The organism is Pseudomonas sp. B14-6 (assembly GCF_013260315.1).
Lineage (GTDB): Bacteria > Pseudomonadota > Gammaproteobacteria > Pseudomonadales > Pseudomonadaceae > Aquipseudomonas > Aquipseudomonas mandelii.
Genome location: NZ_CP053929.1, coordinates 131,091 through 154,527 on the forward strand (window position 1 = coordinate 131,091; position 23,437 = coordinate 154,527).

The following is a 23,437-nucleotide window of genomic DNA, read 5'->3' on the forward strand; positions in this document are numbered from 1 at the left end:
GGTTTGACTGCTGGCGTCCAAGCTGCGGTCATCGAGAAGTTGTGTCAGCCCTGAACTCCGCAGACTACAGACATTCGCGCATTTTCCCTTATGCCTGCAACGATGATTCTCCCACCGTTCTGGATGGCTACAGAATATGGGATTCCTGGCACGGATGATTTGATCCAGCCAGCGTTACCAAAGCCAGTGTCAAAAGTACCGTCAGACAACAATCGTCCCCAAAACATTGATGAAGGGAACCCGGGCGTCCAGCCTGCCACGACGATTTTTTTGTCGCTGGGCTGAATCGACAGTGCTCTCCAGCTCGCGTTTTGATGACCTAGCGCCGTAAGTACTTCATGACCTCCGTTAAATGTTGGGTCGGGCTTGCCGTTTGCGTCAAATCGCATCACCAGGGCATCGGAATGCCCCGTCATACCCACGCAAAGCAATTTACCGTCATCCTGAACGATCAACTCACCCAACTCGTGTCGGCCATCTACTGGGCCCAACCACACGTAACCATCGTCGCCAAAACTCTTGTCGAGCGCTCCATCAATGTCAAACCGCGCCAACACAATTCGGGAGACGGAAGCGCTCACCGTGACGTAATTACCCCCAACAACGATCTTGCTGTCTGGTTGCACAACCACGTTAATCATTCGACTAAGGTGCTCGCCGAAGCTGACCTCGACTTTCCCTTGCTCGCCAAATTCGAGATCAGTCCCATCACTTCCATCGCCCAGGCCATCCTTTTTCAGTCGTGTCAGTTGACCCAAATTGCCGATACCCATTGCATCCGTCTTTTGGGTCAGGATGAGGATTTTGCCGTCGTGCTGCAGGCATCCCTCAGTCGAATCGTAATTTGAGGAAAACGCAGGAGAGGGCAACTGTATGGTGCCGAAAACAAGATCAGGGCTCCCACTATCATTCAGTCGTAAGACTGCCGGTGCTCCTGGTTTTCCTTGCTCAGTAAGAATATCGCCGATGACCAGAATCTTGCGCTCTTGAAGTATCAGTCGGCAGGGTTTGGATCTTCTGCCACTCTCAAATTGTCCTGTCACAATACCGTCAGTACCAAATGTAGTATCTCGATCGCCGTCGACGTGGTTCCTATGGATTTGAAATTCTCCGCCGTTCTCGATGGCGTAAGTCAGCATTCCGTTGTCCGATGAGACAATCGAATGAGCAATGGCGTTTGCAGGGCCAGTCACCGTGCCTAGAAAGCCGAAGGTTTCATCCCGGTCGCCAGATTTGAGTGGTGTTGGAGTTTGCGGGTCGGTTGGCATGTCATTATTCCTTTCAGGTGATAGACCCTCAACAAGGGGGTCACCATTCAGCAATAACTTTCGATAAAAAAAACCTGTAAGAAATGTCAGTATTAGTGTCTTTTCAGGCCAATTTAGTGACGAGGAAAAGCCTGCCCGCTTCAGTAAACCCAAACCTCTACCCGCCGATTCTTGATCCGCCCCTCATCCGCGCTATTCGCCGCCACCGGCATTTCGGCGCCAAAGCCGCGAATCTCGCGAAACACCACGCCGCTTTTCACCAGTTCCCGCCGCACCGCCATGGCCCGCAGTTTCGATAACAGATCGGCACGCGCCGGATCGCTCTTGGCATCACCAAACCCCACCAGCGTCACCTGCCGATTGGTTTTATCGTGCTGCTTTATATAGTCGAGCACCCGCGACAAGTCTTGTCGGGCCTTGTTGTCCAGCGTCGCGCTGCCTTCCTCGAAACGGAAATTCACCGACAGCCGCTGGGCGTGGCGACTTAGCGCCTGATATCCCTCGGGCATCAGTGCATTCGGCGTAACCGTCATGGCCTGGACGGTCTGCGCGATAAAACCATTGGCTGCGACGATTTCCTGCCCTTTGCTGCTTTGCGCGAACGCCACCAGCGCTTGTGCCCAAGGATTTTTCCCGGTGGGCGGCAGGTAAAAGAACAGTCGCCGGGACAGCGGATAGTCTTCCGTGGCAATAAGGTTGTTGAGCGGCAGCATGGCCTGGGATTGGCCATCGGCAATCGCCACGGCTTTGGCCTGGCGCACGTAGGGCAAACCGATAAAACCGATGCCTTGCCGATCCAGACTGACGGCGTCGGACAATTGCTCGCTGGATTCGAAGCGTTTCGCGGCGCTGTTGAGCGTTTTCCCGCGGCGGCTGAGGACCAATTCCTTGAAGGTGTCGTAGGTGCCCGATTGGTCATCCCGCGCATACAGGTGAATTGTCCCGCCGCTGCCACCGAGCTCTTCCCATGTTTTTGCCTCACCGCTGAAAATTCGCGCCAATTGGTCGGTGCTGAGCTGGTTCAGCGGATTTTGCGGATGGAGGATGATCGCCAGCCCATCGATGGCGATGACTTGTTCGGCACCGGGGCTTTTGAAGTCGCCCAGGGTTTTGAGCTCGACTCGTTCGCTGTCCTTGATCGGGCGTGACGAGGCGGCGAGGTCGGCGGATGCGGTTTTGAGGGCGCTGAACCCGGTGCTGGAACCATGAGCCGCGACGTCCACTATCACCCGTCGTCCCTGAACCGTTTCGCCGACGATACGTTGTTCGTTGGCTTTGTCCGGGACTTCACTGCGGACCTTGAGCAAGCCTTGTTCGCGCATCAGTCCTTCGACCAGCGCCGGCCCCAACGCGGCGCCGATGGTGTTGGAACCCTGGATGCGCAGGACGGGGCTGTTTTCGGGCGTCGGCAGATCGCCCGCTGAGGTGGTGAAGGGCAAACAGGCACACAGCATCAACAGGAACGATCTGCACAGCGTCATGCCGGCACCTTGTTTGGCCAAAGGAAGTGCCGGGAGAATAAGTCAGTTAGATTTCTAAAAGATGACAGTCACTGGATGTGGGAGCGAGCCGGCTCGCGATGAGGGCTTAACAGTCAACACTTGTATTGAATGTAAGTCCGCTATCGCGAGCAGGCTCGCTCCCACAATTTGATCTGTGTAAAGCCTGGGGGAATCAGCTCAACTCAAGCCAGATCGGCGCATGATCCGATGGTTTTTCCATCCCACGCAGTTCGTAGTCCACTCCCGCATCCTTGACGCGCGGCAACAACCCATGGGACGCCATGATCAGGTCAATCCGCAGCCCGCGCTTGGGTTCGTCTTCAAAACCGCGGCTGCGGTAGTCGAACCAGCTGAAACGGTCGGCCACGTCCGGGTTCAAGTGACGGAAACTGTCGACCAAGCCCCAGTTCTTCAAGCGGGCCATCCACTCGCGTTCTTCCGGCAGAAAGCTGCATTTTCCGGTTTTCAGCCAGCGTTTCATGTTGTCCGGGCCGATGCCGATGTCGCAGTCTTCCGGAGAAATGTTCACGTCGCCCATCACCACCACCGGCTGTTCATTGCTGAACTGGCTTTCCAGCAACTGCTGCAGGTCGCCGTAGAAACGCTCCTTGGCCGGGAACTTGGTGGGGTGATCGCGGCTTTCGCCCTGTGGGAAATAGCCGTTCATGATGGTCACCGGCACGCCATTGGCGTCGGCGAACGTACCCCAGATGAAGCGTCGTTGGGCCTCTTCGTCGTCGGTGGCGAAGCCTTTATGCAGGGCAATCGGTTCTTTACGCGAGAGCAGGGCGACGCCGTAATGGCCTTTCTGCCCGTGGAAATACACGTGATAACCCAGCGCCTGTACCTCGGCCAGCGGGAACTGGTCGTCGTGAACCTTGGTTTCCTGCAGCCCGATCACGTCCGGCTGGTGCTTGTCGATCAGCGCCGCCAGCTGATGCGGGCGAGCGCGCAGCCCGTTGATGTTGAAGGAGACGATCTTCATGGTCGGCAGTCCTGGCAAAAGGGCGATGCTAGCTGACCTGTGGGAATCGGGCCAGTGTTGGGGTGAGGGGATTCACTGTGTTCTGTCAGATCTGTATTGGCAGTCAGGGCCTCATCGCGGGCAAGCCACGCTCCTGCAAGGTTTCGAGCGGACACAGATTTTGTGTACGCCACAGAACCTGTGGGAGCGTGGCTTGCCCGCGATGAGGCCCGTCCAGTCGATGAAGAGCCCGCCTTGGTCTATACCTGTGGGGGAACTGTATTGCCACCCAAAGGCTCGTACCAATAAGAGCGCCGCCATTTTGAGCAGCGCCCCGGGGAGATCTACCGTTATGCCCGAAACCTTGACCGCCATTGCCGATATCCACATGCTCGACAGCGGCTACGCCCACGAAGCGCGCTCCCTGCTTTACCACGCTTACCGGCACGAACCGACCTTCGGCTATTTGTTCGAGGCCGAACGTCCCGGCTATGAGCATCGTGTGCGAGCGACCGTGCGGGAACTGGTCAAACAACACTTTCTTCAGGATCTGCCGGCCATCGGCCTGCTGGTCAACGACCGCCTGATCGGCATCGCCCTGATCGCTCCACCGCAACGTCGATTGGGCATCACCGAAAGCTGGGCCTGGCGCCTGCGCATGGTGCTCAGCGCCGGTTTTCGTTGTACCCGTCGTTACCTCGATTACCACGCTGCCGTTGCCGCTTGTGTGCCGTCCGACTCGGTGCATGTCCTGCCGTTGCTGGGGATTCACCCGCAGTTCCAGGGCAAACACTTCGGCGAGCAACTGCTGCAAGCGGTGCATAACTGGTGTGCCGTGGATGAAACCTCCCAGGGTGTGATTCTGGACACCGGGAATCCTCGTTATCTGGAGTTCTATAAGCGTCAGGGCTACGAGGAAATCGGCGAGGTAGCGGTAGGACCGATCCGCGAACACGTATTTTTCCACGCCAATCCCCAGGTGTTACAAACAGCAACGGCATAAACGTAAACTTTCGGTAGAACTTTCACTGCATGCCAGGCTCTATCACGCTCCCAAGCTCGTGATAGCATCCGCGCCTATGAAGTTTCCAGGAAGAATTACCAGTGGCGTGCTGATGCTGTTCACCAGCTGCGCGGCACTGGCGCAAAGTGAATTGGATGTGCGGATCAAACCGTCCAACGATGAACTGAAAGCCAATATAGAGGGCTATATCGGCAGCCTCGGCGATCGTGACGAAGAAGCCTTGCTGCGCTTCAGTCGTGGCGCCGAGGAACAGGCGCGCAAGGCCGCCCAGGCGTTGGGGTATTACCAGCCGCAGATCGACAGCGACGTGAAGGGCGGCGAGACGCCGCGCCTGATCCTCAACATCGATCCTGGCGAGCCGGTGCATTTGCGCAATGTCACGATTCGCGTCGACGGCCCGGCGGCCTCGCTCAAATCCTTTCGTGTCCCCAAAAGCGCTGCGCTGAAAACCGGCGCGGTGCTGAACCATGGCCGTTATGAAGACGCCAAGAAACTGATCCAGAATCAGGCCTCGCGTTATGGTTTCTTCAGCGGCCACTTCACGCATCAGACGTTGTCGGTGGACCCACGCGCCGGTGTCGCCGACATCGACCTCGTCTATGACAGCGGCCCGCGTTATGCCCTGGGCAAGGTCAGTTTCGAGGGAGACACGCCGTTCGACGAAGACTTGTTGCGGCGCATGGTGCCGTTCAAGGAAGGCGCACCCTATGACTCTGAACTGATCGCCGAACTCAATCAGGCGATGCAATCGAGCGGCTATTTCGAAAGCGTGCGGGTGGACGCGGCGCCGACGGCGTCCAAGAACGATGTGATCCCGGTCGACGTCAAGCTCGAAACCCGCAAACCACGGACCATGGGCCTGGGGCTGGGTTATTCCACCGACGTCGGTCCCCGGGTCAAGGCCAACTGGACCCGGCACTGGGTCAACCCGCAAGGGCACAGCTATGGCTGGGAGACCGAAATATCGGCGCCACGGCAGAACGTCGGGGTGTTCTACGACATTCCCCTGGACCCGCCGCTGACCGACAAATTGCGTTTTGCCGGCGGTTATCAAAACGAAGAAATCGCCGACAAGGACTCCCTGAGCAAACTCCTGACGGTTGGCCCCGAATGGCACAGCAAGTTGCCCAGTGGCTGGCAGCGCGTGGTCTCGCTCAAGTGGCAACGCGAGGAATACCGGCTCGGGGATGACTCCGGACTCAGTACCCTGCTGATGCCCGGCGTCAGTTATTCCTACCTGAAAAGCGACAACCGCATCGACCCGCACAATGGCTATCGCCTGGAATTCGAGAGCAAAGTGGCGAAGGAAGGCTTGGGGTCCGACAACAACCTGATCTACGGCACGGCGCTGGTCAAAGGCTTGACCACGGTCTTCGACAAGCACCGTTTCCTCGGTCGGGTACAGGTCGGCGGCAGCGCCACCAACGGCTACAAATCGATACCGCCGTCGCTGCGCTTTTTCGCCGGTGGCGATCAGAGCGTGCGCGGCTACGACTATCAAAGCCTGTCTCCGGAGAACTCCGACGGCGACCGCATCGGTGGCCGCTACATGATCACCGGCAGCGTCGAATATCAATACTCCGTCGCCGAAAAATGGCGGGTCGCGACCTTCGTTGACCAGGGCAACTCCTTCAATACACTCGAACTGCCGAACCTCAAGACCGGCGTGGGCATCGGCGTGCGCTGGGTGTCCCCGGTGGGGCCGATTCGTCTCGACCTGGCGCACGCGATGGACGACGACGGCGGCATTCGACTGCACTTTTCCATGGGGCCCGAGCTGTGAAGCGTGGTTTGAAAATAACGCTGCTGGCGATTCCGGCGCTGCTGATGCTGGTCGTTCTGGCCGTGACCACGGTGCTGGGCACTGCGGCGGGCAGTCGCTGGGCGCTCGGCTGGGTGCCGGGCCTGACCGTGGAGAATTTCCAGGGCCGATTGGGCGGGCAGTGGAGTGCCGATCATCTGGTGTGGCAGCAGGACACCAGTCGGGTTGAGCTGAGCAAACCGATATTCGCCTGGTCGCCGTTGTGCCTGATGCGCATGACCTTGTGCATCGAGCAATTGAAGGCCGATCAGGTCAGCCTGCAATTCCCGCCGGGCAACGAAGAAGACATCGGCGGGCCAATCACGCTCCCGGATCTGGATTTGCCCCTGGCGATCGAATTGGGTGATGTGCAAGTCGGCAGTCTGCTGTTCAACGGCAGCGAAGAACTCAAAGGCCTGCAGCTGGCCGCGCACTGGACGGTGCAAGGCTTGCAGATCGATTCGGTGAAGTTGCAGCGTGACGAACTCAGCCTGAATCTGTCCGGCCTGCTGCAACCCAGCGGCAACTGGTCGCTCAAGGCTGAAGGTACGTTGACCCTGCCGGCCCCCGAGCCTTGGAGCCTGGCGTTGAAGGTGGACGGCGACCTGCTGAAAACCCTGAACCTGAAAGCCGACAGCAGCGGTTACTTGAATGGCCAACTGACCGGCGAGCTGCAACCGTTGGTCGACAACCTTCCGGCCAAAGTACGGATCACCGCCGACGGCTTCAAACCTAGCGCCGACCTGCCGGACACCTTGCAACTCAATCAACTCGAGCTCACCGGTGACGGCGACCTGAAAAACGGTTACCAGTTGCTCGGCAAAGCCACGCTGCCCGCTGAAAAAGGCCCGGTGGCGCTGGTGCTGCAAGGCAAGGTCGATGCCAGCAGCGCGCAGATTGCTGCCCTCGACCTGACGGCCAACGACAAGCAATCACTCAAGCTCACCGGCAACCTCGACTGGAGCAAAGGCCTGAGCGCCGACGCGAAGATCGACTGGCTGGATTTCCCGTGGCACCGTCTCTATCCGTTGATCGACGAGCCAGAAGTGGCGTTGCGCCGCTTCAACGGTGAAGTCTCCTACACCGACGGAAAATACATCGGTCACTTCAAATCGGCCCTCGATGGCCCGGCAGGTGCGTTCAGCCTCGAAAGCCCGTTCAGCGGCGACCTGACGAAAATCTATCTGCAACAGATTCAACTCGAAGCCGGGCAGGGCAAAGCCATCGGGCATCTGAACCTGCAGTTTGCCGATGGCATCGGCTGGGACACTGCGCTCGATCTGTCGGCGATCAACCCGGCGTATTGGGTCGCGGAGTTACCGGGTACGTTGGCCGGACCGTTGCGCAGCAAAGGCGAGATGAAGAATGAAAAACTCAGCCTGGACGCCGACCTCGACCTCAAAGGCAAACTGCGCGGCCAACCGGCGGTGATCCAGGCCAAGGCCGACGGCGGCGGTGAACAATGGAACCTCAATGCGCTGCAAATCCGCCTCGGTGACAACAGCATCAACGGCAAGGGCAGTCTGCAACAGAAGCTCGCCGGGCAGATCGACATCAAGCTGCCACGTCTGGCCCAACTCTGGCCGCAACTGCGCGGACAGCTCAACGGCCGCATTGATGTCGCCGGCACGCTCAAGGCACCGCAAGGCAAGCTCGGGCTGCAAGGCACGCAGCTGGCTTTCGAAGACAATCGCCTGCAAAGCCTGAACCTGGACGCGACCCTCGATGGCGCGCAGCGGGCGAAAATCGACCTCAAAGGCAGCGGCATCCAGGCCGGCGACACCTCGCTGGGCACGCTGACCGCCAGCGGCCAGGGCGATATCAAAAACCAGAAACTCACCCTCGACCTGCAAGGGCCGAAGCTGAAACTGGCGCTCGGACTGGACGGTAATCTGGACCAGGGCAATTGGCGCGGACGCCTGGCCAGCGGTGATATCCAGGCCGGCGGTCAGGACTGGAAGCTGCAAGGCCCGGCGAAACTTGAACGGCTGGCGGACGGCAAGATCAACTTCGGCGCCCATTGCTGGATGTCCGGCCCGGCCAGTCTGTGTGGCGAAGACCAGCGCCTGATGCCGGAACCGAAGCTGCGTTATCACCTCAAGCAATTCCCGATCGAAAGCCTCGCGCAATGGTTGCCGAAAGATTTCGCCTGGAAGGGCCGGCTCAATGCCGACCTGCAACTGGACCTGCCGGCCAGCGGCCCAAACGGCCAGATCAGCGTCGATGCCAGCGGCGGTACGTTGCGCATCAAGGAAAAGGATCAGTGGCTGGACTTCCCGTACCAGACCCTGAAGCTCACCAGCAAACTCACGCCCAAACGCATCGACACCGACCTCAACTTTGTCGGCGGCAAGCTCGGCGAACTGAGGGTGCAGGCGCAGATCAATCCGCTGCTGAAAAACAAACCGCTCACCGGCTCGTTCCGTCTCAGTGGCCTGGATCTGTCGGTGGCGCGGCCATTTGTGCCAATGGTCGAGAAACTCACCGGGCGCTTGAACGGCAGTGGCACGCTGTCCGGCGATCTGCTGGCGCCGCAGGTGAACGGCAATCTGTTGCTCAGCGATGGCGAAGTGTCCGGGCCTGAGTTGCCGATGGAGTTGCAGGGCTTGCAGCTTCAAGCGCAGATCGCCGGCGAAACGGTGCAGTTGAACGGCGGCTGGAAAAGCGGCAAGAGCGGGCAGGGCAGTCTCAACGGCCACATCGCCTGGGGCCAGGCGCTGGTGGTGGACCTGACGCTCAAGGGCTCACAGTTGCCCGTCACCGTCGAACCCTATGCCAAGCTCGAAGTGGCGCCGGACCTGAAGATCTCGATAAAAGACGAGCAACTGGCGATCGCCGGCAAAGTGCGGGTGCCCAAGGGCGAAATCACCGTGCGCGAGTTGCCGCCGTCGACGGTCAAGGTTTCCGATGACACGGTGATCGTCGGCCAGCAGACCGAAGAGGGCAAACCGCCGCTGGCCATGAAAATGGACATCGACGTGGTGGTGGGTGAGGACAAACTCAGCTTCGCCGGGTTTGGCCTGACCGCCAACCTGCAAGGGCATGTGCACATTGGCGACAACATGGACACCCGAGGCGAACTCTGGCTCAACGACGGGCGTTACCGGGCGTACGGTCAGCGGCTGACGGTGCGCCGTGCTCGGCTGCTGTTCGCCGGCCCGATTGACCAGCCGTACCTGGACATCGAAGCCATTCGCCGGACCGACGACGTGATCGCCGGTATTCGCCTCAGCGGCAGCGCCGAACAACCGACCACGCAGATCTTCTCAGAGCCGGCCATGAGTCAGGAGCAGGCGTTGTCCTATCTGGTGCTGGGGCGTCCGCTAAGCACCAACGGTGAAGACAACAACATGCTGGCCCAGGCTGCGCTCGGGTTGGGGTTGATGGGCAGTTCGGGAGTGACCGGCAAACTGGCCAACGACCTGGGGATTCAGGATTTCCAGCTCGACACCCAGGGCAGCGGCAATACCACCAGCGTCGTGGCCAGCGGCAATATCTCCGAGAAGCTCAGCCTGCGCTATGGCGTGGGCGTGTTCGAGCCGGCCAACACCATTGCCTTGCGCTACAAACTGAGCAAAAAGGTCTACCTCGAAGCCGCCGGCGGCGTGGCCAGTTCGCTGGACATCTTCTACAAGCGGGACTTCTAAAACCCCCGTCTTCTCCCAAACCGAGTCGTTGCCATCGCGAGCAGGCGCGCTCCCACAGAGATCACACCGAACTCTGTGGGAGCGAGCCTGCTCGCGATGGGCGTGCTGCGGTCATCGATCCGAAGCAATTTTTTTCGTAAGCCATTTATCGACTAAATAGAAAGCTTCCTAACTATTGCGTTGACATTCGCTGCCTAGGCAGTAACATCTCGTCATACATTCTCTGCCTAGGCAGCTAATTGGTGGCCAGATGAAACACTTCACCCCAGACGAATTCCACACGTGCCATCTCGGCCTCCTGCTCGGGCGCGCTGCGCTGCTCAAGGACCGGATCATCGACACGCACATGGAGCCCCACGGCATCACCGCCGCGCAGTTCAAAGTGCTGATCATCATGGCCCAGTTCGGCGTCGATACCCCGGCCGAGCTGTGCCGTCACCTGTCGCTGGACAGCGGTTCGATGACTCGCATGCTCGATCGTCTGGAACAGAAAGGTTTCCTCGCCCGCCAACGTTCCGAAGCGGATCGCCGTCAGGTGCAACTGGTGCTCACCGAGCAAGGCCAGCAATTGACCGACCGTCTGCCGGAAATCGGCGCCGACGCCATGAATGAACTGGCTGGCGCGATCACCCCGGAAGAACTGAAAACCCTGGAGCAGATCCTCAAGAAAATCCTTGTGGCAGCCGGTGACTCGATCACCTTGCTGCGGGTAGGTGACAAATGAGCAGTAAAACGCTGCGTGCCGGCCTGAGCCTGGTGCTGGCGGCCATGACCCTGGCCGGTTGCGCCAGTTACAGCGGCCTGAACACCGAAGGCGTCAGCCTTGATGCGAAAAACCTCAAGGCCGGGCAATCCCTCAGCGGCGTGACTCTGTCGCCCGCGGCCTGGCCGAAAAGCGACTGGTGGAAAAGCCTCGGTGATCCGCAGCTCGATGGCCTGATCCGCGAAGCCCTGCACGACAGCCCCGACATGCAGATCGCCGACGCCCGCGCCCACCAGGCCAGCGCCGCCGCGTATGCCGCCGATGCCGCGCGGATGCCGACCCTCGATGCCAGCGCCGGAGTCAGCCGTTCGCGCCTGGCACGAGATCAAGACCCGAGCGGGCAGGGCGGTACGTATTCCACCTTGCGCAACATCGGCGCCAGTTTCAATTACAACTTCGACCTCTGGGGCGGTCAGCGGGATGCCTGGGAAGCTGCATTGGGCGAGGCCCGTGCGGCCGAAGTCGATCAGCAGGCCGCGCAATTGACCTTGTCCGCCGATGTCGCCCGCGCCTATAGCGACTTGGGGCAGGCGCACATCGTCTATGACCTGGCCAATGAAGACCTCAAGCGCACCAAACAAATGCTTGAACTGAGCCAGCGCCGCCTGAGCTCGGGGATCGACAGCCAATACCAGTTCCAGCAAACCGAAAGCCTGGAAGCCAGCTCCGAAGCGAGCCTGATCGACGCCGAAAAACGCCTGCAAAGCGCAAAAATCGCCTTGGCCGTGCTGCTCGGCAAAGGCCCGGATCGCGGCAATGAAATCGCCCGGCCGAAGATCCTGCAAGCCAGCACCGTGGCGTTGCCGTCGGTGTTGCCCGCCGAGTTGCTCGGTCGTCGTCCAGACCTGGTCGCCGCGCGCTGGCGGGTCGAGGCCGCGAGCAAGAACATCGCCGCCGGCAAGACCCAGTTCTACCCCAACCTCAACCTGAGCGCCGCGGCCGGTGCCGAGTCGTTGTTGGGGGATGCGATGTTTGGTTCGGCCAGCCGTTTCTTTAACGTTGCGCCGACTATCTCTGTGCCGATTTTCGACGGCGGCCGCTTGCGTGCCGACCTCGATTCCCGCGACGCCGATTACGACCTCGCGGTGGCGCAGTACAACAAAAGCCTGGTGAAAGCCTTGGGTGATGTCAGTGACACCATCAACCAGTTGCGCGACATCGGCCGGCAGATCGGGGCGCAGCAACACGCCACCGACATTGCCCAGGATTCATACAACACCGTGGTCCAGCGGTACGGTTCAGGCATCGGAAACTATCTGGACGTGCTCAGCATCGAGCAGCAATTGCTCCAGGCCCAGCGCCAGCTGGCCAACCTGAATGCCGAGCAGATCGACCTGTCGATCCAACTGATGCAGGCGCTGGGCGGCGGCTTCCAGGGCGAAACCCTGACCGCAGCCAACGCACTCCCAGCCACGCAGCACAATTAATTCAAGGTATTGGTCATGGCCACTGCAGAACACACACAAACCCCTGACAACGCTCCTGACACCAGCAACCCGCGCAAACGCAAAGTCATGCTGGTGGCGCTCGCGATCGTGGTGATCCTCGCCGGTGTCGCCGTCTGGGGTTATCACGAATTCTACGGGCGCTGGAATGAAAGCACCGACGACGCCTATGTGAACGGCAACGTGGTGGAAATCACCCCGCTGGTCACCGGCACTGTGGTCAGTATTGGCGCGGATGATGGCGACCTGGTCCATGAAGGCCAGGTGCTGATCAATTTCGACCCGAACGACGCCCAGGTCGGTCTGCAAAGTGCCCAGGCCAACCTGGCGCGCACCGTGCGTCAGGTGCGCGGCTTGTACAGCAACGTCGACGGCATGAAAGCCCAGGTCAACGCCCAGCAGGCGGAAGTGCAGAAGGCCCAGGACAACTTCAATCGCCGGAAAAACCTCGCCGCTGGCGGGGCGATTTCCCAGGAAGAGCTGTCCCACGCTCGCGACGACCTGACCTCAGCGCAAAACGCCCTGGCCAACGCCAGACAGCAACTGAAAACCACCAGCGCCTTGGTGGATGACACTGTGGTCTCGTCGCACCCGGACGTGATGGCGGCGGCCGCGCAATTGCGTCAGGCCTACTTGAACAATTCCCGCAGCACCTTGATCGCGCCGGTCAACGGGTACGTGGCCAAACGCTCGGTACAACTGGGCCAGCGCGTCCAGCCGGGCACGGCGCTGATGGCGGTCATTCCGCTGGATCAGCTGTGGATCGACGCCAACTTCAAGGAAACCCAGCTGCGTGACATGCGCATCGGCCAACCGGTGGATATCGAAGCCGACCTCTACGGCAGCGACGTGAAGTTCAGCGGCACCATCGACAGCCTCGGCGCCGGTACCGGCAGCGCGTTTGCCTTGCTGCCGGCGCAGAACGCCACCGGTAACTGGATCAAGATCGTGCAGCGGGTGCCGGTGCGGATTCACATCAACGCTGAAGAACTGGCCAAGCATCCATTGCGGGTCGGCCTGTCGACTCAGGTCGATGTGAACCTGCGCGATCAGAGCGGCCCGGTGCTGGCGCAACAGCCGCCGCAAAAGGCGTCCTTCAGCACCAACGTCTACGACCGTCAGTTGGCCGAGGCCGACGCGATGATCACTCAGTTGATCCACGACAACAGCGCTGCGGCCAGTAAAACCGTCCAGCGCTGATACCTCCCCTGTGGGAGCGAGCTTTTGTGGCGAGGGAGCTTGCTCCCGCTGGGTCGCGAAGCGGCCCCAAAAGCTCTGCGACTGCTTCGCAGCCGAGCGGGAGCAAGCTCCCTCGCCACAAAAGCTCGCTCCTACAGGTTCAGCGGCACCCTCTGAAAGGTGCCGCGCCTGCCCAGCTTCAAGGGATTCACGATGAGCAATAACGCGTCTTTCACGCCGCCCAGCCTGCTGCTCAGCACCATCGGCCTGTCGCTGGCGACTTTCATGCAGGTGCTCGACACCACCATCGCCAACGTTGCGCTGCCGACGATTTCCGGCAACCTGGGCGTGAGTTCGGAGCAGGGCACCTGGGTGATCACTTCGTTTGCGGTGAGCAATGCGATTGCGCTGCCGCTGACCGGTTGGCTCAGCCGCCGGTTTGGTGAGGTGAAGCTGTTTCTCTGGGCGACGATTCTGTTTGTGCTGGCCTCGTTTCTCTGCGGTATCTCGACCTCGATGCCCGAGCTGATTGGCTTCCGGGTGCTGCAAGGCCTGGTCGCCGGTCCGTTGTACCCGATGACCCAGACGCTGCTGATCGCGGTCTATCCGCCGGCCAGGCGCGGCATGGCCCTGGCATTGCTGGCGATGGTCACGGTGGTCGCGCCGATTGCCGGCCCGATCCTCGGCGGGTGGATTACCGACAGTTACAGCTGGCCGTGGATCTTCTTTATCAACGTGCCAATCGGCATCTTTGCGGTGATGGTGGTGCGCCAGCAACTCAAGGCGCGTCCGGTGGAAACCAGCCGCCAGCCGATGGACTACGTCGGGCTGATCACCTTGATCATCGGCGTCGGGGCGTTGCAGGTGATCCTCGACAAGGGCAATGACCTCGATTGGTTCGAGTCGAACTTCATCCTCATCGGCGCGGCGATTTCCGTGGTCGCACTGGCGGTGTTCGTGATCTGGGAAATGACCGACAAGCACCCGGTGGTCAATCTGCGGCTGTTTGCGTATCGCAACTTCCGCATCGGCACCATCGTGTTGGTGTTGGGTTACGCCGGGTTCTTTGGCATCAACCTGATCCTGCCGCAATGGCTGCAAACCCAGATGGGTTACACGGCAACGTGGGCGGGGCTGGCGGTGGCGCCAATCGGGATTCTGCCGGTGCTGATGTCACCGTTTGTCGGCAAGTACGCGCACAAGTTCGACCTGCGGCTGCTGGCCGGACTGGCGTTCCTGGCGATTGGCCTGAGCTGCTTCATGCGCGCCGGGTTTACCAACGAAGTGGACTTCCAGCACATCGCGCTGGTGCAATTGTTCATGGGCATTGGCGTGGCGCTGTTCTTCATGCCGACCTTGAGCATTCTGATGTCCGACTTGCCACCGAGCCAGATCGCCGATGGCGCGGGCCTGGCAACGTTCCTGCGGACCTTGGGCGGCAGTTTTGCGGCGTCGCTGACCACGTGGATCTGGATTCGTCGGGCGGATCAGCATCATGCCTATATGAGCGAAAGCATCAGCACTTATGAGCCGGCGACCCGCGAGGCACTGAATGCCCTGGGCGGGCCGAGCAACCCGGCGTATGCGCAGCTGGATCATGTGCTGACCAGTCAGGCGTACATGCTCTCCACCGTGGATTACTTCACGTTGCTGGGTTGGGCATTCATGGCCTTGATCGTGATCGTATGGCTGGCGAAACCGCCGTTTGCGGCGAAGGCGGGGCCGGCGGCCTCCGGCCACTAAGCCAAACATATTCCCCTGTGGGAGCGAGCCTGCTCGCGATAGCGTCCTGTCAGTCAACATCTATCTCAACTGACACACCGCCATCGCGAGCAGGCTCACTCCCACAGGGTATTTTCGGCGACACAGGATTTGCGTCTCATGAAGATCAAAAATGTGGGAGTGAGCCTGCTCGCGAAAGCGGTGGGTCATTCAATAAAAGTGTTGAATGTGAATCCGCCATCGCGAGCAGGCTCACTCCCACAGGGTATTGTCGGCGACACAGGATTTGCGTCTCATGAAGATCAAAAATGTGGGAGCGAGCCTGCTCGCGATAGCGTCCTGTCAGTCAACATCTATCTCAACTGACACACCGCCATCGCGAGCAGGCTCGCTCCCACAGGGTATTGTCGGCGACACATAATTTGCGTCTCATGAAGATCAAAAATGTGGGAGTGAGCCTGCTCGCGATAGCGTCCTGTCAGTCAACATCTATCTCAACTGACACACCGCCTTCGCGAGCAGGCTCACTCCCACAGGGTATTGTCGGCGACACAGAATTTGCGTCTCATGAAGATCAAAAATGTGGGAGCGAGCCTGCTCGCGAAAGCGTCCTGTCAGTCAACATCTATCTCAACTGACCCACCGCCATCGCGAGCAGGCTCGCTCCCACCGGGTATTGTCGGCGACACATAATTTGCGTCTCATGAAGATCAAAAATGTGGGAGCGAGCCTGCTCGCGAAAGCGTCCTGTCAGTCAACATCTATCTCAACTGACACACCGCCATCGCGAGCAGGCTCGCTCCCACAGGGTATGGTCGGCGACACAGAATTTGCGTCTCATGAAGATCAAAAATGTGGGAGCGAGCCTGCTCGCGATAGCGTCCTGTCAGTCAACATCTATCTCAACTGACACACCGCCATCGCGAGCAGGCTCACTCCCACAGGGTATTGTCGGCGACACAGAATTTGCGTCTCATGAAGATCAAAAATGTAGGAGCGAGCCTGCTCGCGAAAGCGTCCTGTCAGTCAACATCTATCTCAACTGACACACCGCCATCGCGAGCAGGCTCGCTCCCACAGGGTATTGTCGGCGACACAGGATTTGCGTCTCATGAAGATCAAAAATGTAGGAGTGAGCCTGCTCGCGATAGCGTCCTCTCAGTCAACATCTATCTCAGCTGACACACCGCCTTCGCGAGCAGGCTCGCTCCCACAATGGGGTCTGTGGTGGCCTTTTAGTTCGTGGGGGCTGCGAGTTGTGGCGGCGGGGCGAAGTCGAAGGGGGCGAGGGCAAACCCTTGCTCATCCACTTGCAACGCCCAGCCCTGACGGTCCCAATCCCCCAGCACAATGCGCTTGGCCGCTTGCTCGCCAATCTGCAACTTGTGGATGGCCGGGCGATGGGTGTGCCCATGGATCAAGGTTTTTACGCCAAATTCCTGCATGATCCGCGGCACTTCGTCCGGCGTGACATCGACGATGTCATTGGCCTTCATCCGCGTCTGCGCCCGGCTTTCACTGCGCAGTTTGCGCGCCAGTTTATGCCGCGTGCGCAACGGCAGGTGCCGCAGGATGAACAGGGTGATCGGGTTGCGCAGGTAGCGACGCAGCTTCATATAAGCTTCGTCGCGGGTGCAGAGGCTGTCGCCGTGCATCAAAAGCACCGGCTCGCCGTTGAACTGCACGACACTCGGGTCCTTCAGCAACGTGCAGCCGGCCTGTTGGCAGAAGGCCTGGCCGAGCATGAAGTCGCGATTGCCGTGCATCAGAAATATGGCCGTGCCGCTGTCGCTAAGGGTGCGCAGGGCCTGGCAGATGGAACGCTGGAACGGCGTCATGGCATCGTCGCCAATCCACGCCTCGAAAAAGTCGCCCAGAATGTACAACGCACTCGCCGAGCGGGCGCGTCCGGCGAGCAAATCCAGAAACGCCCGGGTGATGTCCGGGCGCTCCTCTTCCAGATGCAAGTCTGAAATCAGCAGTATCACGCTTCGATGATCTCGGCTTTCTCGATGATCACGTCTTCTGCTGGCACGTCCTGGTGGCCGGATTTCATGGTGGTGGAAACACCTTTGATCTTGTCGACAACGTCGGTGCCTTCAACGACTTTGGCGAATACTGCGTAGCCCCAGCCCTGAGTGGTTTTGGCGCTGTGGTTCAGGAAGCTGTTGTCAGCCACGTTGATGAAGAACTGGGCGGATGCCGAATGCGGCTCCATGGTGCGGGCCATGGCGACGGTGTACTTGTCGTTCGGCAGGCCGTTGTCGGCTTCGTTCTGGATGCTTGGGCGCTTGTCTTTCTTTTCTTTCATGCCTGGCTCGAAACCGCCGCCCTGGATCATGAAGTTACCGATGACGCGGTGGAAAACGGTGTTTTCGTAGTGACCGGCTTTGACGTACTCGATGAAGTTGGCAACGGTCAGCGGTGCCTTTTCAGCGTTCAGTTCCAGGACGATGTCGCCATGGTTGGTGGTCAGTTTGACTTTGGTCATGATTACTACTCATTCAATGAATTCGTGGGTTTCGGGGCATTTAAGCCCTCAACCGGTCCGGCCAATGTCGGCCAAGGTGCGCAGTTTAGCGTGCCGGGCGCGAATTTCGAGGCTGTTTTTCATTTGCATCCGATTAAATGCAGCCGTTTTCGGGCCTGCTCTGTCAGCGACTTGACGGCATCGGCTATGATAAGCCCCTTTGTTTTAACAGCCGCTTTGATTTGGCCAACTGGCCGCGCACTTGTACGTTCAAGGATCCTATGAGCAAGCCCACTGTCGACCCTACCTCGAATTCCAAGACCGGCCCTGCCGTGCCGGTCAATTTCCTGCGCCCGATCATCCAGGCGGACCTGGACTCGGGTAAGCACACGCAGATCGTCACCCGTTTCCCGCCTGAGCCCAACGGCTACCTGCACATCGGTCACGCCAAGTCGATTTGCGTGAACTTCGGCCTGGCCCAGGAATTTGGCGGCGTCACGCACCTGCGTTTCGACGACACCAACCCGGCCAAGGAAGACCAGGAATACATCGACGCGATTGAAAGCGACGTCAAATGGCTGGGCTTTGAATGGTCCGGCGAAGTGCGCTATGCCTCGCAGTATTTCGACCAGTTGCACGACTGGGCCGTCGAGCTGATCAAGGCCGGCAAGGCCTACGTCGATGACCTGAGCCCTGAACAGGCCAAGGAATACCGCGGCACCCTGACCGAACCGGGCAAGAACAGCCCGTTCCGTGATCGCTCCGTGGAAGAAAACCTCGACTGGTTCGCCCGCATGCGTGCCGGCGAATTCCCGGACGGCGCACGCGTGCTGCGGGCCAAGATCGACATGGCCTCGCCGAACATGAACCTGCGCGACCCGATCATGTACCGCATCCGTCACGCCCATCATCACCAGACCGGCGACAAGTGGTGCATCTACCCGAACTATGACTTCACCCATGGTCAGTCGGACGCCATCGAAGGCATCACTCACTCGATCTGCACCCTGGAGTTCGAAAGCCACCGTCCGCTGTACGAGTGGTTCCTCGAGAACCTGCCGGTCCCGGCAAAACCGCGCCAGTACGAGTTCAGCCGTCTGAACCTGAACTACACCATCACCAGCAAGCGCAAGCTCAAGCAACTGGTCGATGAAAAGCACGTCTTCGGTTGGGACGATCCGCGCATGTCCACGCTGTCGGGCTTCCGTCGCCGTGGCTACACGCCGAAATCGATCCGCAACTTCTGCGAAATGGTCGGCACCAACCGTTCCGACGGCGTGGTCGACTTCGGCATGCTCGAATTCAGCATCCGTGACGACCTCGACCACAGCGCCCCGCGCGCCATGTGCGTGTTGCGTCCGCTGAAAGTCGTGATCACCAACTACCCGGAAGGCCAGGTCGAGAACCTCGAACTGCCGTGCCACCCGAAAGAAGACATGGGCATGCGCGTTCTGCCGTTCGCCCGTGAGATCTACATCGACCGTGAAGATTTCATGGAAGAGCCGCCGAAAGGCTACAAGCGCCTGGAGCCGAACGGCGAAGTGCGTCTGCGCGGCAGCTACGTGATCCGCGCCGACGAAGCGATCAAGGACGCCGAGGGCAACATCGTCGAACTGCGTTGCTCCTACGACCCGGAAACACTGGGCAAGAACCCTGAAGGCCGCAAGGTCAAAGGCGTGGTGCACTGGGTGCCGGCCGCGGCCAGCGTCGAGTGCGAAGTGCGCCTGTACGATCGCCTGTTCCGCTCTGCGAACCCTGAGAAGGCCGAAGACAGCGCCAGTTTCCTGGACAACATCAACCCTGACTCGCTGCAAGTCCTCACCGGTTGTCGTGCTGAACCCTCGCTGGGCAATGCACAGCCGGAAGACCGTTTCCAGTTCGAGCGCGAAGGTTACTTCTGCGCGGATATCAAGGACTCGAAACCAGGTGCTCCGGTATTCAACCGTACCGTGACCTTGCGTGATTCGTGGGGCCAGTGATTCAAGGAAACTAAAGTGCTTACGATCTACAACACGCTCACCAAGAGCAAAGAAGTCTTCAAGCCGCTGGATGGCAACAATGTGCGCATGTACGTCTGCGGGATGACCGTGTACGACTACTGCCACATTGGCCATGGCCGCAGCATGGTCGCGTTCGACCTGGTGACCCGCTGGTTGCGGTTCAGCGGTTATAACCTGACGTATGTGCGCAACATCACCGACATTGAAGACAAGATCATCAATCGGGCCAAGGAGAACGGCGAACCGTTCGACGTGCTGACCGAACGCATGATCACCGCGATGCATGAGGACGAGGCGCGCCTCAATATCCTCAAGCCGGACATGGAGCCGCGGGCCACCGATCACATCGCTGGCATGCAGACCATGATCCAGACCCTGATCGACAAGGGTTACGCCTACGCACCGGGCAACGGCGACGTGTACTACCGCGTCGCCAAGTTCATGGGCTACGGCAAGCTGTCGCGCAAGAAAATCGAAGACCTGCGCATCGGCGCGCGGATCGAAGTCGACGAGTCCAAGCAGGACCCGCTGGACTTCGTGCTGTGGAAAGGCGCCAAGCCGGGCGAGCCTAGCTGGCCTTCGCCGTGGGGCGACGGGCGTCCGGGCTGGCACATTGAGTGCTCGGTGATGTCGACCTGCTGCCTCGGCGAGACCTTCGACATTCATGGCGGCGGTAGCGACCTCGAGTTCCCGCACCACGAAAACGAAATCGCCCAGAGCGAAGCGGCCACCGGCAAGACCTACGCCAACGCGTGGATGCATTGCGGCATGATTCGCATCAATGGCGAGAAGATGTCCAAGTCCTTGAACAACTTCTTCACCATTCGCGACGTGCTGGAAAAGTACCACCCGGAAGTCGTGCGTTACCTGCTGGTGTCGAGCCACTACCGCAGCGCGATCAACTATTCGGAAGACAACCTCAAGGACGCCAAAGGTGCCCTCGAGCGTTTCTACCATGCGTTGAAAGGCCTGCCGAGCGTGGCGCCGGCTGGCGGCGAAGCCTTCGTCGAGCGTTTCACCCAGGTGATGAACGACGACTTCGGCACGCCGGAAGCCTGCGCGGTGCTGTTCGAGATGGTTCGCGAGATCAACCGTCTGCGCGAGAGCGATCTCAATGCGGCGGCAGGTTTGGCGGCGCGCTTGAAGGAACTGGCCAGCGTGCTGGGCGTGCTGCAGCTTGAGGCCGATGACTTCTTGCAGGCCGGCGCTGAAGGGCGCGTGGATGCGGCTGAGGTTGATGCGCTGATTCAGGCGCGTTTGACTGCCCGTGCCAACAAGGACTGGGCTGAGTCCGACCGTATCCGCGACCAGTTGACCGCGATGGGCGTGGTACTGGAAGACGGGAAGGGCGGCACGACCTGGCGGTTGGCTGACTGACTGCTTCGAATGCCGCAAAACAAAACCCGCCTTGTGCGGGTTTTTGTTTTTGGGCAGTCCGCGAGGTTATGTAGTGTTTGATCTGGCGCCTTCGCGGGCAAGCCTCGCTCCTACAAGGTCGCGTCGTACACAAATTTGGCGAGCGACGCGCCCCTGTAGGAGCGAGGCTTGCCCGCGAAGGGTCTCCAGCCGGCCCCAGCCACGAGTGCTCACTCGTCAATCAGCCTGGCGCAACCGCTTGTAAAGAGTATTGCGGCTCACTCCAAGACGCCGGGCAAGGTGCGAAATATTCCCCCAGCCGCCTGCAACAACCGGTTCAAATCCTCGGCATCATTCAAATCCACCGCCAGCGGTTCCGGCGAATCCACCGGCTCCATCTCCAGATCGACAAAAAAATCATCCGGCAAATGCTCCGGCCGCACCGGTTGTTCTTCGGCCATGGCCAGCGCCACCTGCATCACGCTGCTGACCTGCCTTAAATTCCCCGGCCACGGATGACGGCCGAACAACTCCATCACCTCACGGCTCAACCCGGCCCACTGCGATGGCTCGCGATGCTGTTCCCACAAGCGCTTGAACAGCGCCTGTTTGTCTGTGCGTTCCCGTAACGGCGGCAATTCCAGGGTCAAACCGCCGATTCGGTAATAAAGGTCCTCGCGAAACCGCCCGAGCTGCACTTGCTCGCGCAACGAACGGTTGGTCGCGGAAATGATGCGGATGTCCACCGGGAACAACTCGCTGCTGCCCACCGGTTGCACGCACCGTTCCTGCAAGACCCTTAGAAGGCGAGCTTGTGTCGGCAATGGCATGTCACCGATTTCATCAAGGAACAGGGTGCCTTTGTCAGCCTTGCGGATCAGTCCGATGCTGCCTTTCTGATTGGCGCCGGTGAACGCGCCTTTCTCGTAGCCAAACAGCTCGGACTCCACCAGTTCGGCGGGGATCGCTGCACAGTTGACGGCAATGAACGGTTGTTTGCTTCGCGAACTGGCCTGATGCAGCGCTTTGACGAAGACCTCCTTGCCGACCCCGGTTTCACCGTGGATCAATAGCGGAATATCTTTTTCCAGCAAGCGCTCGGCCTGGCGCACGGCTTTTTCCACGCGACTGTCGCCGAAATGCAAGGTGCTGAGGCTGATTGCGGCGGGCATGGTCGCCGCCGGTTCCGCGCTCTTGGCCTCAGAAAACAGTCGAGCCTGAATCGACACCTGTTTCGGCCGCTTCAACAAGCATTGAAAACGGTTGCGCCCGGAGGCTTGCAACGCAAAAGGCAGGCCTTCCGGCTGGTTCAGCAGTTCCAGCAGCGACACCTTGAACAGGCTCTCGACACTGACCCGTGACAGGCTGATGCCCAGCAGATTGTCAGCCCGGCGGTTAGCCGACAGCACCTGGCCGGTTTCATCGAAGATCAGCAAACCGGCCCATTGGCTGTCGAGGTTGTTCAGCCCGGTGTTGAAGGTCAGTTGAAAATGCTGGCCGTGAAAGAGGTTGAGGATCAGCCGGTTTTCCACGGTCTGGCTCATCATCTTGACCATGCCAAGGGTGTGGGACGGCGGCAGGTAGCTGTCGCTGGACACGTCCAGCACCGCGATCACCTTGCGCTCGGCATCGAAAATCGGCGCGGCGGAACCGGTCATGAAGCGGTTGGCTTTCAGGAAGTGTTCATCGTGTTCGATATGCACGGCCTGCTCGCAGGCGAGGGCGGTGCCGATGGCGTTGGTGCCGCTGCAACGCTCCATCCAACTGGCCCCGGCGCTAAAGCCGCGGGTCAGGCTCGGCTCGATGAAGCGCTGGGTGCCCCAGGACGTCAGCACCTGGCCCTGATTGTCGGCGAGCATGATCAGGCAGTTGGAATTGCTCAGGATGTTTTCGTAATACGGCAGGACTTCCTGGTGCGTGGTCTGCACCAGCGAATGCTGGCTTTCCAGCAACTGGGCGATGCCATCGGCAGGCAACTGATCGAACGCCGGTGCGCTTTGATGATTGAGGCCGAACGCGCGGCAACGGGACCAGGAGTCCTGGATGATGGTGTCGTGGGACAAAACGGGGGCAGGTGCGGCCATGACAGTCAGCCTCTGAATAACGTTTTTATTGTTGTTATAGGTATTCCCTTGTGGGAGCGAGCCTGCTCGCGATAGCGGTGGGTCAGTCAATACTGATGTCGACTGATCCACCGCTATCGTGAGCAGGCTCGCTCCCACAGGTTTTTGCTCGCGGGAAGGCAAAAAGCATCCGTAGAGTGTTGTTCACTATTGTTCATTGTCAACGGCTGGAT

Annotated in this window: 15 protein-coding genes and 1 pseudogene; 10 read left to right on the forward strand and 6 right to left on the reverse strand. The window is 59.7% G+C overall.

What is annotated here, in order from left to right; genetic code table 11:
- Nucleotides 1-44 precede the first annotated feature (44 nt).
- The 3 genes from HP062_RS00560 to xthA all read right to left on the reverse strand — a co-directional run bounded on the left by HP062_RS00560 (nucleotide 45) and on the right by xthA (nucleotide 3,755).
- The gene (locus HP062_RS00560; protein ID WP_077749763.1) at nucleotides 45-1,268 is read right to left on the reverse strand and encodes a delta-60 repeat domain-containing protein; all 1,224 of its coding nucleotides are present in this window, start codon (nucleotides 1,266-1,268) and stop codon (nucleotides 45-47) included.
- Nucleotides 1,269-1,408: 140 nt separating this feature from the next.
- A complete protein-coding gene (locus HP062_RS00565; protein WP_172790596.1) occupies nucleotides 1,409-2,749 on the reverse strand; it encodes a substrate-binding domain-containing protein in 1,341 nt (446 codons plus the stop codon).
- Between the two features lie 193 nt (nucleotides 2,750-2,942).
- A complete protein-coding gene (gene xthA, locus HP062_RS00570) occupies nucleotides 2,943-3,755 on the reverse strand; it encodes an exodeoxyribonuclease III (RefSeq protein WP_010458795.1) in 813 nt (270 codons plus the stop codon).
- A 331-nt stretch (nucleotides 3,756-4,086) separates the two neighbouring features.
- Between xthA and HP062_RS00575 the strand changes: the two genes are divergently transcribed.
- From HP062_RS00575 to HP062_RS30850, 8 genes are all read left to right on the forward strand, one after another.
- Nucleotides 4,087-4,737, forward strand: a complete 651-nt coding sequence (locus HP062_RS00575) for an N-acetyltransferase (protein ID WP_172790597.1) — start codon at nucleotides 4,087-4,089, stop codon at nucleotides 4,735-4,737.
- A 76-nt stretch (nucleotides 4,738-4,813) separates the two neighbouring features.
- A complete protein-coding gene (locus HP062_RS00580; protein WP_077749765.1) occupies nucleotides 4,814-6,541 on the forward strand; it encodes an autotransporter assembly complex family protein in 1,728 nt (575 codons plus the stop codon).
- Complete coding sequence (locus HP062_RS00585) at nucleotides 6,538-10,206, forward strand: translocation/assembly module TamB domain-containing protein (RefSeq protein ID WP_172790598.1); 3,669 nt, start codon at nucleotides 6,538-6,540, stop codon at nucleotides 10,204-10,206. Before HP062_RS00580 ends, HP062_RS00585 begins: the two co-directional genes overlap by 4 nt.
- A 250-nt stretch (nucleotides 10,207-10,456) precedes the next feature.
- On the forward strand, nucleotides 10,457-10,930 hold the full coding sequence (locus tag HP062_RS00590; RefSeq protein ID WP_033057114.1) for a MarR family winged helix-turn-helix transcriptional regulator: 474 nt from the start codon (nucleotides 10,457-10,459) through the stop codon (nucleotides 10,928-10,930).
- Nucleotides 10,927-12,396, forward strand: a complete 1,470-nt coding sequence (locus tag HP062_RS00595) for an efflux transporter outer membrane subunit (protein WP_172790599.1) — start codon at nucleotides 10,927-10,929, stop codon at nucleotides 12,394-12,396. The genes HP062_RS00590 and HP062_RS00595 overlap by 4 nt, the downstream gene beginning before the upstream one ends.
- Before the next feature lie 15 nt (nucleotides 12,397-12,411).
- Complete coding sequence (locus tag HP062_RS00600) at nucleotides 12,412-13,614, forward strand: efflux RND transporter periplasmic adaptor subunit (RefSeq protein WP_172790600.1); 1,203 nt, start codon at nucleotides 12,412-12,414, stop codon at nucleotides 13,612-13,614.
- A 192-nt stretch (nucleotides 13,615-13,806) separates the two neighbouring features.
- On the forward strand, nucleotides 13,807-15,336 hold the full coding sequence (locus tag HP062_RS00605) for a DHA2 family efflux MFS transporter permease subunit (RefSeq protein ID WP_145309579.1): 1,530 nt from the start codon (nucleotides 13,807-13,809) through the stop codon (nucleotides 15,334-15,336).
- A 138-nt stretch (nucleotides 15,337-15,474) separates the two neighbouring features.
- A complete protein-coding gene (locus tag HP062_RS30850; protein WP_172790559.1) occupies nucleotides 15,475-15,681 on the forward strand; it encodes a hypothetical protein in 207 nt (68 codons plus the stop codon).
- A gap of 869 nt (nucleotides 15,682-16,550) precedes the next feature.
- On the opposite strand, the gene lpxH is transcribed toward HP062_RS30850, so the two are convergent.
- Complete coding sequence (lpxH, locus tag HP062_RS00615) at nucleotides 16,551-17,303, reverse strand: UDP-2,3-diacylglucosamine diphosphatase (RefSeq protein ID WP_172790601.1); 753 nt, start codon at nucleotides 17,301-17,303, stop codon at nucleotides 16,551-16,553.
- Nucleotides 17,300-17,806 (reverse strand): peptidylprolyl isomerase, encoded by a 507-nt coding sequence (locus HP062_RS00620; RefSeq protein ID WP_077748732.1) that lies wholly within the window; start codon nucleotides 17,804-17,806, stop codon nucleotides 17,300-17,302. Before HP062_RS00620 ends, lpxH begins: the two co-directional genes overlap by 4 nt.
- A gap of 260 nt (nucleotides 17,807-18,066) precedes the next feature.
- Here HP062_RS00620 and HP062_RS00625 point away from each other — a divergent pair, with 260 nt between their 5' ends.
- Together HP062_RS00625 and cysS are read left to right on the forward strand one after the other, a co-directional pair.
- A complete protein-coding gene (locus tag HP062_RS00625; protein WP_010458817.1) occupies nucleotides 18,067-19,764 on the forward strand; it encodes a glutamine--tRNA ligase/YqeY domain fusion protein in 1,698 nt (565 codons plus the stop codon).
- 15 nt (nucleotides 19,765-19,779) lie between these two features.
- Nucleotides 19,780-21,162, forward strand: coding sequence for a cysteine--tRNA ligase (gene cysS, locus HP062_RS00630; RefSeq protein WP_010458820.1), 1,383 nt, complete (start codon nucleotides 19,780-19,782; stop codon nucleotides 21,160-21,162).
- Nucleotides 21,163-21,378: 216 nt separating this feature from the next.
- Here the strand turns inward: cysS and HP062_RS00635 are convergent.
- A pseudogene (locus HP062_RS00635) lies at nucleotides 21,379-23,225 on the reverse strand (sigma-54-dependent Fis family transcriptional regulator).
- Nucleotides 23,226-23,437 lie beyond the last annotated feature (212 nt).

Bases quoted from the DNA above. Each gene is read 5' to 3' on its own strand.
- HP062_RS00560 (WP_077749763.1), bottom strand. From the start codon at position 1,268: ATGCCAACCGACCCGCAAACTCCAACACCACTCAAATCTGGCGACCGG.
- HP062_RS00565 (WP_172790596.1), bottom strand. From the start codon at position 2,749: ATGACGCTGTGCAGATCGTTCCTGTTGATGCTGTGTGCCTGTTTGCCC.
- xthA (WP_010458795.1), bottom strand. From the start codon at position 3,755: ATGAAGATCGTCTCCTTCAACATCAACGGGCTGCGCGCTCGCCCGCAT.
- HP062_RS00575 (WP_172790597.1), top strand. From the start codon at position 4,087: ATGCCCGAAACCTTGACCGCCATTGCCGATATCCACATGCTCGACAGC.
- HP062_RS00580 (WP_077749765.1), top strand. From the start codon at position 4,814: ATGAAGTTTCCAGGAAGAATTACCAGTGGCGTGCTGATGCTGTTCACC.
- HP062_RS00590 (WP_033057114.1), top strand. From the start codon at position 10,457: ATGAAACACTTCACCCCAGACGAATTCCACACGTGCCATCTCGGCCTC.
- HP062_RS00595 (WP_172790599.1), top strand. From the start codon at position 10,927: ATGAGCAGTAAAACGCTGCGTGCCGGCCTGAGCCTGGTGCTGGCGGCC.
- HP062_RS00600 (WP_172790600.1), top strand. From the start codon at position 12,412: ATGGCCACTGCAGAACACACACAAACCCCTGACAACGCTCCTGACACC.
- HP062_RS00605 (WP_145309579.1), top strand. From the start codon at position 13,807: ATGAGCAATAACGCGTCTTTCACGCCGCCCAGCCTGCTGCTCAGCACC.
- HP062_RS30850 (WP_172790559.1), top strand. From the start codon at position 15,475: ATGAAGATCAAAAATGTGGGAGTGAGCCTGCTCGCGAAAGCGGTGGGT.
- HP062_RS00620 (WP_077748732.1), bottom strand. From the start codon at position 17,806: ATGACCAAAGTCAAACTGACCACCAACCATGGCGACATCGTCCTGGAA.
- HP062_RS00625 (WP_010458817.1), top strand. From the start codon at position 18,067: ATGAGCAAGCCCACTGTCGACCCTACCTCGAATTCCAAGACCGGCCCT.